6 protein-coding genes are annotated in these 14,449 nt (G+C 35.6%); all 6 read left to right on the forward strand.

Features of this window, described 5'->3' with window-relative positions; all coding sequences use genetic code 11:
- Positions 1-127 precede the first annotated feature (127 nt).
- The 6 genes from ICJ84_RS00645 to ICJ84_RS00670 all read left to right on the forward strand — a co-directional run bounded on the left by ICJ84_RS00645 (position 128) and on the right by ICJ84_RS00670 (position 14,380).
- Entirely contained in the window at positions 128-4,237 is a 4,110-nt protein-coding gene (locus tag ICJ84_RS00645; protein ID WP_188214430.1) for a two-component regulator propeller domain-containing protein, read from the forward strand.
- Positions 4,238-4,556: 319 nt separating this feature from the next.
- Positions 4,557-5,654, forward strand: a complete 1,098-nt coding sequence (locus tag ICJ84_RS00650) for a glycoside hydrolase family 88 protein (RefSeq protein WP_241748652.1) — start codon at positions 4,557-4,559, stop codon at positions 5,652-5,654.
- Between the two features lie 285 nt (positions 5,655-5,939).
- Positions 5,940-9,155, forward strand: a complete 3,216-nt coding sequence (locus ICJ84_RS00655) for a SusC/RagA family TonB-linked outer membrane protein (protein WP_188214432.1) — start codon at positions 5,940-5,942, stop codon at positions 9,153-9,155.
- 33 nt (positions 9,156-9,188) lie between these two features.
- On the forward strand, positions 9,189-10,934 hold the full coding sequence (locus ICJ84_RS00660) for a RagB/SusD family nutrient uptake outer membrane protein (RefSeq protein ID WP_188214433.1): 1,746 nt from the start codon (positions 9,189-9,191) through the stop codon (positions 10,932-10,934).
- Between the two features lie 221 nt (positions 10,935-11,155).
- Positions 11,156-12,847, forward strand: coding sequence for a beta-N-acetylhexosaminidase (locus ICJ84_RS00665; RefSeq protein ID WP_188214434.1), 1,692 nt, complete (start codon positions 11,156-11,158; stop codon positions 12,845-12,847).
- 3 nt (positions 12,848-12,850) lie between these two features.
- Positions 12,851-14,380 carry a sulfatase family protein gene (locus ICJ84_RS00670; RefSeq protein WP_188214435.1) on the forward strand — a complete coding sequence of 510 codons (1,530 nt, stop codon included), beginning with the start codon at positions 12,851-12,853 and terminating at the stop codon, positions 14,378-14,380.
- Positions 14,381-14,449 lie beyond the last annotated feature (69 nt).

Consider the following 14,449-nt stretch of genomic DNA (forward strand, 5'->3'; position numbering starts at 1 on the left):
AGATTTATTATATTATAATTTTTGCTATATTATCCTGTATAAAATGAACCATAACAATTCTTGATACATGCCTAGATGATTATTGGTGAATTACATCTGACCGATGAAAAATAATAAATTTAAACAGATGAAAACTGTCTTTAAAATAGCATTAATATTTTTATGCATTAGCCTAAGTTTTGGACAGGAAGAGCAAAGCCCATATTCAAAATTAAATTTCAAGCACTTTTCAACACAAGATGGACTTTCTCAGAGATCAGTTGTTTCTATATTACAAGACCATCAAGGCTATATATGGTTTGGGACAAGGTATGGACTGAATAAATTTGATGGACAAACATTTAAAAATTATTACTCAAGTTCTACAGACTCTAATAGTTTAAGTAATAACAGAATTTTTTCAATAATTGAAGATCGAGAAAAAAATATTTGGGTTGGAACAAAAAACGGGCTGAATAAATATATTCCTGCTCAAGACAGTTTTGAAAGGGTTTTTTTAGATAAAGACCAAGAGATTCCTTATGATATTGAAATTTTAGACATAAAAGAAGGTAAGGGGGCTTTTTTATGGATTGCAACCAGTAATGGATTACATCGTTTTAATACGAAAACGTATCGCGTACTAAAATTTAAACACAATGAGCATGTTCCTTCAAGTATTAGTTCAAACCAAACCAATTCTTTAGTACTGAATAAAAATTCTGAATTATGGATTTGTACCTCGAAAAGTATAGACAAGTATGAACCTAAAATTAATACATTTATACATTTTTCATACCCTAAAAATGCTTCGCCAAGTGTTACAAAAAGTAATACGACTACGTTATACGGCGATTCAGATAACAATATATGGCTTGGTTATGAAAATGGCTTGGCGCTTTTTGATAAAAAAGATCAGGTTTTTAAAGATTTTAAACTGACTCCACAATCAGAAAAAGCCATTTCCAGTGCAGTTCGAACCATCTATGAAGATCAGTTTAAAAACTTATGGGTTGGTGCTTACAATGGGGTATATTACTTAAACAAAAGCACACAACGTATTTACCATTATACGCATGATAAAAAAAATCAGAATAGTTTAAGTGATAATTCTATATATAAAATCTTTGAGGATACCAAAGGAGATTTATGGGTAGGTACTTGGGCTGGGGGTGTAAACTATCTAGACAAAAACTCCAATGCATTTTCATCTTATGCCGAGGGGATCTACCAATTATCACTAAATAATAATATTGTAAGCTCCATAATAGAAAATCAGAATAGCGATCTATGGATAGGAACTGAAGGGGGGGGCATCAATGTTTATAATCAAACAACTGGGAAATTCTCGTATTATTTGCACGACCCCAAAAACACTAACAGTTTAAGTGGTAATAATGTTAAGGCCATCCTTAAAGATAGTGATGGCAATTTTTGGGTAGGTACTCATGCCGATGGGCTTAATAAGATAGCTTTTAATGGCTCTCAATTAAACTATAAAAGATTTAAAAACATTCTTGGAGATACAACTAGCTTAAGCGATAACAAAATAACCTGTTTGGCAGAAGACTATTTACATAATATATGGATAGGAACCAATAGTGAAGGCTTAACTGTATTTAATAAAAAAATATCTGCTTTTTCTCGAGTTAAGGACCCCGATACCCTAATTGGACCTTTTATTCATACCATATCTAAAACCTATTTAGACAATAAACTTTGGGTTGGTAGTGATAATGGTCTTTTTAAGGTTGATATCAATTCCAGACAAATACATCCCGTCAAATTCCAAGAAACAACAGATAGGGCTTATATAGCAAAAAATGTTATTAGTGTATATCAGGAATCCTCTAATATACTTTGGATAGGTACTGAAGGCGATGGATTGTATAAGTATAACCTGAGCACCCACGAAAGCAAACGGTTTGCTGTACATCAAGGACTTCCAGATGAAGTTATCTATGCCATTCAACCCGATGATAATAATTGTATTTGGGTGAGTACTAATAATGGCCTTAGTAAAATAGACTTAAGAACAAATCAAATTAAAAATTTCAATGAATCGGATGGTCTTCAGGGAAAGGAATTTAACTATGGGGCGTCCTACAAGACCAAAAGGGGAGAGTTGATCTTTGGAGGCACAAACGGATTTACTATTTTCAACCCTAATGAAACTACTCAAGATTCATTTATCCCTCCCATTGTTATTCGTACCATTAGTATTAGCAATAAACCGTATCTTAATGTAACAGATTCTATCCATTCGGTAACCTTAACCCACAAACAAAATGATTTTAGTTTTGACTTTGTGGCCTTGGGATTTTCCAAACCAAATAAAACCCAATATGCTTATAAATTGGAAGGGTTTGATGAGCATTGGAATATGGTTGGAAATAAATCAACAGCTACATATACTAATTTAGAACATGGTAATTATGAATTTAAGGTAAAGGCCGCGAATAGTGATGGTCTTTGGAATAAAAAGCCAGCATCAATAAAATTAAAGATAAGGCCTCCACTATGGAAAACATGGCCAGCTTATGTGCTCTATACTGTACTGGTTTTAATCTTAATATTTATTACCAGAAAAATTCTGCTTACTAGGCTTGCAGAACGAAATGCCTTAAAGGAAGCAAGGCTGGAAAAAGCTAAAATGGAAGAATTGAACAAGCTTAAATTACAGTTGTTTACTAATATTTCCCATGACTTTAGGACTCCTCTTACTTTAATTGTGGGGCCTTTAAAACGATTAATGGATAATACAAAAGAAAATAATTACGTTCAATCACAATTAGAAGGCATTTATAGAAATGCTAATATTTTATTGCAATTAATTAACCAACTATTGGATTTCAGGAAAGCAGAAAGTGGTAAATTAAAAATGCACTTCTCTAAGCGTAACATGGTGTCATTTCTTGAAGGCATTAAATTGTCATTTGACGAATTAGCAGCAGAAAAAGACATTCAATATAGTTTTACGTGCGCAACACCTATATTAGAGGTTTGGTTTGATAAGATAGAAATAAAAAAAGCATTGCTCAATATCTTATCCAATGCATTTAAATTTACGCCTGTTCATGGCATTATATCAATGCACCTATCTGAAGATAACGATTCTAACTCGATTAAACTGGAAATTCAGGACAGTGGTAAAGGCATATCAGAAAAGGATCTTCCGTTTATTTTTGATAGGTATTTTCAATTAGGTCAACACAATGAATTACGATCGGGCACTGGGGTAGGCCTCACGGTGGCCAAAGATATTATAGATCTGCACCAAGGAACCATTAGTGTCAGTAGCCAGATGGGAAAAGGTACTTGTTTTACCATTTTTTTACCTTTGGGTAGCGACCATATAAAACCAGAGGATAGGGTTATAGAAGATGAAGTTACTATAAATGAAGATACATTGGATTATTATGCGCCGCCTTTTACTACTTACGAATGGACAAAAAAGGATGCTAAGAAAGATGAAATAGGATTTAATAAGAACTTACCTTCAATTTTAATAGTTGAAGATAATACAGAAGTAAGAGATCTTTTGGCAAGTATTTTTACAAATGAATTTAATATATTTGAAGCGAAGAATGGGAAAAAAGGAATAAAGGAGGCTGAACTTCACCCCATAGATATTATTATAAGTGATATTATGATGCCAAAAATGAATGGCATCGAATTTTGTAACGCCATCAAGACTAGTATATTAACCTGTCATATTCCAGTCATTCTATTAACGGCCAGAACCTCCAGCAAAATTCAAAAAACAGGTTACGAAACAGGTGCTGACGCATACATTTCAAAGCCATTCGATCCTGAATTATTAAAATTGCAGGTAGAGAACTTGTTGAAATCTAGATTAAAACTTATAGAGAAATTCAAAAAAGATTTTATACTAGAACCGAAGGAACTAAATTTAGTGTCTAAGGACGAAATTTTCTTAAAAAAAGCAATGGATATTGTTGAGGAAAATTTTTCAGATCCAGAATTTATGGCTGTCACCTTTGCGGAAAAAATGCACATGAGTCAATCGGTTCTGTATAAAAAGTTAAAGGCACTTACAGGACAGACTATTTCAGAATTTATAAGAGCAGTTAAATTTAAAAAAGCTGGTCAATTACTTTCTGGAACCGATATGAATGTTGCCGATGTAGCTTATCAAATTGGGTTTAATGATTTGAAATATTTTAGAAAGTGTTTTAAAGAAGCATTTAATCAAACACCTACCCAATACAGAAAAGCAAATACAAAGCAACATTAAAATTGTATTCTACAGACAGTACAAAAGCGTCTTGTTTTTTGTGTCACTTACTAGATTGGTCGAAAATCAACTAATTGTTAAGTTGTATTGAAGAATATCCCCCCTTAATCAAAACTAAGTTTCATCTTAAAAAGAATAAAACATACCGAAATTGCGTCATATATAAAATTGTGAAATCCATTTAGTATTGACGCCCATGAACAAGGTAAAGTATATTTTTCTTATTCCGTTATTAATAGTTTTGCTTTATAGTTTAACATCAAAGAGTAAAACTAAAAGTGAAATTTTACGGAATGATATTATAGATGTTGTTTCAATTTTGAAAAAAGCTGAACAACAATTATCCCTACAGGTATTGCAAGCCGATAAGGAAAACAGAATTCCTAGAACAGTAACTGAAAATGGAGATATGTATTGGGCTAATTCAAAATTTGATTGGACTGAAGGCTTTTTCCCTGGAAGTTGCTGGTATATGTATGAGTATACAAATAACGAAGATTGGAAAGTTACTGCTGAAAAATATCAGGCTTTGTTCGAGTCTCATAAATACATAACAACGAACCATGACCTAGGTTTCGTCTTTAATTGTTCGTTCGGTAACGGTTATAGGATTACCGAAGATGAAGTATTTAAGCAAGTTTTGATTGAAGCAGCAAATTCGTTATCAACACGCTTTAATTCTTCTGTAGGGTGTTTAAAGAGTTGGGATGTTAATGGTGGATGGCAATCCAAAAGAAATTGGAAGTTTCCTGTCATCATAGATAACATGATGAATTTAGAACTTTTGTTTCTAGTGAGTGAAATAACAGGAAATCCTAAATACAAGAAAATAGCAATAGCTCATGCCAATACAACTTTAGCCAACCACTTTAGGGAAAATAACAGTTCCTATCATGTTGTGGATTACGATCCAGAAACTGGTCAGGTTAGAAGTAAGCAAACTGCTCAGGGTTTTGCCGATGGAAGTTCTTGGGCGAGAGGACAGGCCTGGGGACTTTATGGTTACACGGTTTGCTATAGGTATACAAAAGACAAGGCCTATTTAGAGCAGGCCCAAAAAATTGCCAAATATATTTTGCATAACAATGCCATTCCAAAAGATGGAATCCCTTTTTGGGACTATGATGCCGATAATATTCCTAACGAACCTAGAGATGTTTCGGCTGCCGCCATTACCTTATCGGCATTAATAGAGCTTGATGAGTATACGTCCCAATCTTATTTGTCTACAATTAACAACCTCATCAAATCACTTGCTTCAAATGATTATACTGCTCCAATAGACGAAAACCAAAATTTCATATTGATGCATTCGGTAGGTAGTATTCCCCATAATAATGAAATAGATGTACCTCTTAATTATGCCGATTATTATTATTTGGAGGCCTTAGTGAGATACCAAAATCGATATTGGTAAAATCGACCTTTAGATGTTTCAAAACGCCATCGAAAATCCGAAAAAATTATTGACCAACAAAGAAGTGAATCAATTACTATTTTAAAAAAATGAACTATATGAAATAAAATGACCAAAAATTAATGTAACCAATTCTTGTTATGAAATTAAAAAAATAAAACAGTAAATAATTTCATGAAATTAACTAAAAATCAATTAACCAAATATTTTGAAAATATGAATAAACAAGAAAAAATAAAGAGGGATCCTCTAGGTATTTTTAAGCTTAGATTAAAACCAAAGTTTATGATACTTTTTGTTTTTGCAGTAATGTTTAATGTACAGGCAAAAACAGTTATAAAAGATGATGGAGTAGATAAAATTGCAGGACTTAAACTTACGCAGCGATTTGAGATTAAAGGTGTTGTGACAGACCAAAACAATCAACCCTTGCCGGGGGCCAATGTTCTGGAAAAAGGAACTTCTAATGGTGTGCAAACCGATTTTGATGGTAAGTTTTCGCTGGAAGTATCAAATAAAAATGCTGTTTTAGTTGTTTCGTACATAGGCTTTAAAACCCAAGAAGTAGTTGTAAAGGGACAAACAAAATTTTCAATAGCATTAGAGGAAGATGCAGGCAAGTTAGAAGAGGTTGTTGTGGTAGGCTACGGGGTCCAAAAGAAGATAAACGTAACAGGTTCTGTAGCCTCTATTAAGGCAAATGATGTTGTTACCACCCCAGCTACTAATGTTAAAGGTTTAATTATTGGACAGGTTCCCGGGGTTATTACAAATCAGAATCCAGGTTTGCCAGGTGAAGACTCTGTTGACTTAAGTATTCGTGGTTTTGGGAACCCTTTGGTAATTGTAGATGGTGTAGAATCCTCTATGGATAGAATAGACCCTAATGATATTGAAAACATTTCCATTTTAAAGGATGCATCGGCAGCAATTTATGGTGTTAGAGGGGGAGACGGAGTTGTGCTTATTACAACAAAGCGAGGAAAAGAAGGTAAGGTTCAGTTCAATTACCATGGTTATACTGGTATACAAAAACCTGTAAAGTTCCTGACTCCTGCTTCTGCAGCAGATTACATAAAGGCCAAGCGTAATGGTCTTTTTAACGCACAATACGATCCTGCCGATCCTAATGCTGCTATTGCTTATGGAGATTTTACCGAGGCCTATTTGGCAGAATACGAATCTGGTGCAAAGAAAAGTTACAATTGGGTAGATGCCCTGTTAAAACAAGGGGGCAGTCAATTAGCCTCTCATAACTTTAGTGCCAATGGAGGATCAGAAAAAGTACGGTTTTACACGTCTTTAGGGCTTTTGGCTCAGGATGGTATTTTTAAAGGGGATTACAGCTATAAAAAACTAACTCTTACCAACAATCTGGATGCACAAATTACAGATGACCTAACGTTGGCCTTAAATAGTTCTTATATAGACGAAACAAAGGATTATGCGGCCTACGGCGTTAAGACCATTTGGGACGATTTAAAAACGGCGCAACCGTTTTTTAGTCCGCAATTACCGAACCCAAACCGAGCGCCTTACAGTGGTTTTACAGAACGTTCACCAGTGGCCAGGACTCAGAAAAAATTTGGGGGCTACAGTTTAACAACCTCAGAGACCTTGGCTGCTGCAATGGAGCTTAAGTACCAGACGCCCTTTTTAACAGGTTTAACCATTGGAGCTAAGGCTAATGTTAGGATGCGACGGGTCTATTTGGAAGATTTGAGCAAAACATATACCGTTTACCAATATCATGAAGAAGATAACAGTTATTCTCCCGTACAAACTGTAAATGCGAATCCGAGCTTTTCCAAAGGGGTAACCAGTAAAGCTAACGATCCTAGAATGCGTTTCCTGTCACGTTTTTATATGAATTATGATAACACGTTTGGAAAACATAAAATAGGCGCATTGGCATTTGCTGAAAAAGAAGATAATGAGGTAGATAGGTTAGTTGTTTTAAGATCAGATTTATTATCTGATGCGGTTCCAACAATTACGGCTGGAGATAATTCTTTAACTCAAGTATTAAATGATGAAGATGATGAAGAAAGACGAAGTACTGCTTTACCTCAAGAATATTCGCGTATTAGCTATGCTGGACGGTTTAATTATGCATATGATGATAAATACCTATTAGAGGCCACTTTCCGTGCTGATGCCAGTTCTAAAGTATCTCCTAAAGTGAGATGGGGTTATTTTCCATCGGTTTCTTTAGGTTGGAATGTCGCTAAAGAGAACTTTTTGGACGGCTCAATTTTTAATGAGTTAAAGTTACGCTTGTCATACAGTGAAACAGGAAAAGACGATAAAATCGGGAACACCACTTTCGATTACCTTACCGGGTATAATGAATTGAGTTCTGTTTATTATTTAGATGGTAATCCAGTAACCAACATTATTACGGCCGGTTTGGTTAACGACAGACTCACCTGGACAGAAAACACCCTATATAATGCCGGGTTGGATTTTAGGTTATTAAACGGAAAATTCTATGGTAATGTTGATGTTTTTTACAGGCTTAGTGAAGGAATTGTAGCCCCAGATGAAGAAACTGTACCAACCACTTTTGGGGCCGTTTTACCACTAGTAAATTTAAACTCAACCAACGACCATGGTTTTGAATTTGTATTGGGATATAAAGGCAATATAGGTAATTTAAAGTTGGATCTGTCTGGTAATTTTAGTTATGCTCGTCAGCGATATGGCGATTGGGCTCAAGATATCAATATGGATGACCCTAACGTGGTACGTATGGATTTAAAAAACGGGCAGTATGTAAACAGAAGTTTTGGCTTTATAAGTGATGGATTGATAAATACCCAAGCAGAATTGGATGACTATAAGGCTTCACATACATTTCAAACCTTGAGTGGAACACCTAAAGTAGGCGATATTCGCTATTTAGATGTAAATGGCCCCGATGGAGTACCAGATGGTGTAATTAACAACTACGATAGACGTGAGATTGGATATGGTTCCGAGCCTGATATTACCTTTGGATTGAATACTCGCTTAAGCTATAAAAACTTTTCATTGGCTATGCTCTGGCAAGGGGCTTCGCTTTTTAATGTTACTATTGGTGGAGGGAACATGCGGGCACCATTCGGGTCTGAAGATGTACCACTTACCTTGCACAGTAAATACAGCTGGACACAAGATCCGAACAACCCTGGTGTAGGTAACAATCCAAATGCTCAGCTACCCGCATATAACAATGATGGAGGCAGAGCATGGAATAACAACGGTTCAGATTTTTGGAGAAAAGACGGTACTTATGTACGTTTAAAAACGGCTACATTATCTTATGACTTGCCACAAAAAGTTTTAGAAAAGATAGGTTTTAATAACTGTGCATTTTACCTAACCGGAGACAACTTGTTTGCCTTTACGAAGCTAGGTATTTTTGAAGATTATATTGACCCAGAACAAGCGTATAATAATTCGGGCTTTTCGTTGCCGCTACTAAGAACCTATACATTTGGAGTTCGCATAGGGCTTTAAAAGATTGAAAATCATTTATTAAAAATATAAAACATGAAAAAAATCTTATACATATTCAGTTTATCTTTGTTGCTCTTGGGCTGTGAAGATCAATTGATCAAGGACGCTAACTTCATTTCAGAAAATGTTGTTTTCGAATCGGAACCGTTAACAGAGGCTTATATTGCCAACTTATATAGTCGCTTGCAATTTCAATATGCTGAGAATCAAAATATGGGGATGTGGGCCGCTGTAGGTGCAGAACATACTAATTATGCGGACTGGCAAGCACCCAACCATGCCGTTTTAAGGAGTTTTTCAGAGGCGAGAGGACCAGGTGACTTAGACTATTGGAACTATTCACTTAACAGGGATATTAACTTTTTGTTGGAAAAGATAGAAAGCAGTGAAAACTTAGAGCCAGAGTACATAAGGTCCAAAATGGCAGAAGCCCGTTTTTTAAGAGCTTTTAATTATTTTGAAATGGTTAAACGCTTTGGAGGGGTTCCAATCATTACCAGAGTCCAAAATCGGGATGATGCCTATGATGAACTTTACCTACCCAGAAATACTGAGCAGGAAGTTTATGATTTTATTTATAATGAAACACAGGCTATTCTAGGCGATTTTGATGATGAGAGAATAGGAGCAAATGGACGTGTAGATAAATATACTGTACTCATGCTACAAAGCAGGGCCATGTTGTATGCCGCCAGTATTGCCAAAAATGGTAATGTGGGGCCTAATGGTGTTACGGGAATTAATGCCTCATCGGCTACATCCTATTTTCAAAAAAGCTACGATGCTTCTAAAGCTGTTATAAATTCAGGTCAGTTTATTTTAATTAATTCAGGTACTGATAAAGTGTCGAATTACGCATCTATTTTTTTAACTGAAGGTACAGATAATAAAGAAACCATTTTTGCAGAAGTTTGGGAACCTGTTATTAAAGGTCATGGTCTAGATAATTATGCTTATCCTGCGGGTTTTGGTGCATCGTGGAATTCTAATTTCCCTGTACTTTACGATTTTGTTGAGTTGTTTGATTTTACAGATGGACGCTCTGGTAAGATTGACAGGGGCTTATTGACAGCTTCCAATGAATGGGATATCAATGATTTCTTTGGAAATAGAGACCCTCGTTTTAGAGCGTCTGTTTTTTACCCAGAGTGTGAGTTTAAGGGGGAGCGTGTTTGGTTTCATACAAAGACCATATTGGCAGATGGTTCATCGGTTAATAGTACAAGTACAAAGGTTACTCGATTGGATGGTACGGAAATGCCACAGGCCAGTGAACCAAGAAACCGAAGAAATACTTCATTGCTGAGAAGAAAGAAAGTAGATGGAGATAATCCAACCCCAGTCTCTGGTTATTCTGGACAGGACTATATTATATTTCGCTATGGAGAGACTTTGTTGAATTTTGCAGAAGCGGCTTTTTATTTAGGTGAGACAAGCGAAGCCTTGGACGCGATTAATCAAATTCGTGATCGTGCAGGTATGCCATTGCGAACTGAAGTAACAGAGGGTAACATTCGTCATGAACGTCAGGTAGAACTGTGCTTTGAAGATCACAGGTTCTGGGACCTTATTCGTTGGCGAACGGCCCAGCAGTACTTGGATGGTGTTAGAACAAAAGGTTTGGTATTCAATTATAAGTTGGAAACAGACACATATGTTATAACTTTAAAAAATGCAGAGACCCAAGTGAGATCATTTGGTACGGAACGCTTTTATTTACCATTTAGCAGTTCTCGTTTAGGTGATAACCCCAAATTCGTTCAAAACCCAGGTTATTAATTTTTATTAAGGAAAGCATCCAAGGGCATTAGCTCTTGGATGCTTTAAATTTACTTTTTACGGACACTTGAATTACAAAATAGAAGATATAAATAGGGAGCGTGCTTTACTTTAAGGGGAATATTAAATTTTGCCCCAAAGCATATCTTAGGCATACATTGTAGATCCGTTAAAAAATACAAACAACTAGATTGATCTTTAAGAACAATAAAAAAACAAAAATGAAGATTAAATTATTTACTATAGTATTAAGTGTTTTAATATGTTCATGTGCTAACAAGTATGCAGAAATTATCAACGCAGAAAGTGATTATCAAATTATACCTAAACCTGTATCCCAGAAGATATTAAAAGGTAGGTTTTTGGTTGATGGAGATGCCAAAATTACATGTGATGAAAGTTTAGAAAATGAAGCGGACTATTTATCTGAAATTTTAGGCTTGGCAATTGGAAAAAAGGTCCCGATTGATTTTAAAGAAAAGGAAGGTAATATAATATTAAAGTTAGACGATCAAATTTCTAATGAAGAAGGTTATGAATTAACCGTAAGTTATCGAGACATAGTTATTTCAGGAAAATCGGCTACCGGCGTGTTTTATGGTATTCAGACCTTAAAACAGTTAATTCCAACTACCATAGATAAGAATGGCGCTTTAGAAGAAACGATTACGATACCTGCAGTGAATATTGCAGATAGCCCAAGATATAAATATAGAGGAATGCATTTAGATGTTGCGCGTCATTTTTTTCCAGTATCCTATATAAAAAAGTATATCGATTTAATCGCCATGCATAAAATGAATACATTTCATTGGCACCTGACAGAAGATCAGGGTTGGCGCATAGAAATAAAAAAGTACCCTAGGCTTACAGAAGTTGGAGCGTGGAGGAATGGTACTATTATTGGACATAGCCCTGGTACGGGTAACGATCAAAAAAAATATGGTGGCTTTTACACCCAAGAAGAAGTAAAAGAGGTTGTAAAGTATGCGGCAAGTAAGCACATTACAGTCATACCAGAAATTGAAATGCCTGGACATAGTGGAGCAGCTATTGCGGCTTATCCCTATTTAAGTTGTTTTCCGGAAGAGCCTACAGATAAAAACTACAACATGTTATCTGAAAAAAGTAAGGCACTTCAAAAATCAGGAACTCCTAAGGTTGTATATGAAACATGGGGTGTCATAAGAGATGTATATTGTGCAGGAAAAGAAGGGACCTTTACATTTTTAGAAGATGTTTTGTTGGAAGTTATGCCATTGTTCCCTTCGGAATATATTCATATTGGTGGCGATGAATGTCCTAAAGAAAATTGGAAACGTTGCCCAAGTTGTCAAAAAAGAATAAAGTCCCTGGACTTAAAAGATGAGCACGAGTTGCAAAGTTATTTTATCCAACGTATGGAGAAGTTCATTAATTCTAAAGGAAAGAAAATTATTGGATGGGATGAAATTCTTGAGGGTGGATTGGCTCCTAATGCTACTGTTATGTCCTGGAGGGGCGAAAAAGGAGGCATTGAAGCAGCCAAACAACACCATAATGTTATTATGACGCCTTCCCATTCTTGTTATTTTGATCATTACCAAAGTGAAGATAAAGACAATGAGCCATTGGCGATAGGAGGATTAACTACAGTAGCGGAGGTCTATGCCTATAACCCAAGTCCAAGTGAATTAACACAAGAGGAACAGAACTATATTTTAGGGGCTCAAGGTAATGTATGGACCGAGTATATTGGAACAACAAACTATCTCGAATATATGGTTTTGCCCAGGATGACCGCTTTGTCTGAAGTCGTTTGGACACCTCAAGACCTACGTAATTGGGATGATTTTAAGAAACGGTTGCCACATTTAATAGAACGATATAAAGTGCTTAACTTTAATTATGCTAAACATAGTTTAAATAAATAATAAATGAGAAGTTTTAAGTTAAAAACCTTTGGATTACTAATACTTGCTGTTTCATGTAAAAGTAATTCTCATGAACAATTAAATAAACAGAGCACAAGTAAACTGCCCAATATTGTTATTATTTATGCAGACGATTTAGGCTATGGTGATTTAAGTGCCTATGGAGCTACAGAGATTAGCACCCCTAATATAGATAAACTGGCAAATGGAGGTATTAAATTTACCAATGGTTATGCCTCATCAGCTACCTGTACACCTAGCCGATATGCCTTGCTAACAGGTTCATATCCATGGAGAAATAAAGATGCCAAGATATTACCGGGAACGGCTCCACTTTTAATTGACACCGCGCAGGTAACCATTCCTAAAATATTAAAGACTAAGGGATATCATACAGGTATTGTAGGGAAGTGGCATTTAGGATTAGGAAATGGAAATATTAATTGGAACAAACATATTTCTCCAGGACCAAATGAAGTAGGTTTTGATTATAGTTACATAATGGCAGCAACCCAAGATAGGGTGCCAACAGTTTATATTAGAAATGGTTATGTTGAAAATCTAGATCCAACAGACCCTATTGAAGTTAATTATCAAGAAAATTATGATGGACAACCAACTGGATTAGATCATCCTGAGCTTTTAAAAATGAAATGGCACCATGGTCATAATAATAGTATAGTAAATGGCATTCCTAGAATAGGTTTTATGAAAGGGGGAGAATCAGCCAAGTGGAAAGATGAAGAAATGGCCGATACTTTTTTGTCCCAGGCTAAAAGTTTTGTGAAGCGAGAGAAAAACAATCCTTTCTTTTTATATTATGCTTTGCAGCAACCTCATGTTCCTCGAACACCTAGTCCGGAGTTTTTAGGTAAGTCAGGAATGGGACCACGTGGTGATGTTATTTTGGAAGCGGATTGGTGTATTGGACAATTATTAGAAACTCTGGAAGCAGAAGGTTTGGTTGAAAATACTTTAATTATCTTATCTAGTGATAACGGGCCCGTTTTAAATGATGGTTATTATGACGATGCTGTTGAAAAGTTAGGAAATCATAAGCCTGCAGGGCCACTTCGTGGGGGTAAATACAGTTTGTTTGAGGCAGGAACACGAGTGCCATTTATAACCTATTGGAAAGGAAAAATTGAGCCTGGAGTTTCAGAAGCATTGGTTTCACAAATCGATTTGTTTGCGTCATTATCGACCTTAGTGGGTAGTGATGTAAATAATTTTGATAGTGAAGACTTGCTGGAAACATTTTTAGGAAAAACAGATAAAGGAAGAGAAAGTTTGATAATAGAGGCCACCACAAGAATAGCATTGAGGCAGGGCGACTGGGTGATGATACCACCTTATTCAGGACAAGCCTTAATCCAATCGGTCAATATAGAAACAGGCAATTCAAAGGACTATCAGTTGTACAATTTGAGAGAAGATGTTGGCGAACAAAAGAACTTAGCTAAAACCAATACAGAAAAATTTCAGGAAATGGTATTAGAATTAGAGACCATTCTGCAGCGGGATAAAAATTAGTTAAGCATTTAAGAAATATCATTGTACTTGTCATGAAATTTTATAATTAGAAATAAACTGTAAAACCTA

The organism is Aestuariibaculum suncheonense, from assembly GCF_014596935.1.
In the GTDB taxonomy this organism is placed as follows: domain Bacteria; phylum Bacteroidota; class Bacteroidia; order Flavobacteriales; family Flavobacteriaceae; genus Aestuariibaculum; species Aestuariibaculum suncheonense.

Coding starts and splice junctions, on each gene's coding strand:
- ICJ84_RS00645 (WP_188214430.1), top strand. CDS start 128: ATGAAAACTGTCTTTAAAATAGCATTAATATTTTTATGCATTAGCCTA.
- ICJ84_RS00655 (WP_188214432.1), top strand. CDS start 5,940: ATGATACTTTTTGTTTTTGCAGTAATGTTTAATGTACAGGCAAAAACA.
- ICJ84_RS00660 (WP_188214433.1), top strand. CDS start 9,189: ATGAAAAAAATCTTATACATATTCAGTTTATCTTTGTTGCTCTTGGGC.
- ICJ84_RS00665 (WP_188214434.1), top strand. CDS start 11,156: ATGAAGATTAAATTATTTACTATAGTATTAAGTGTTTTAATATGTTCA.
- ICJ84_RS00670 (WP_188214435.1), top strand. CDS start 12,851: ATGAGAAGTTTTAAGTTAAAAACCTTTGGATTACTAATACTTGCTGTT.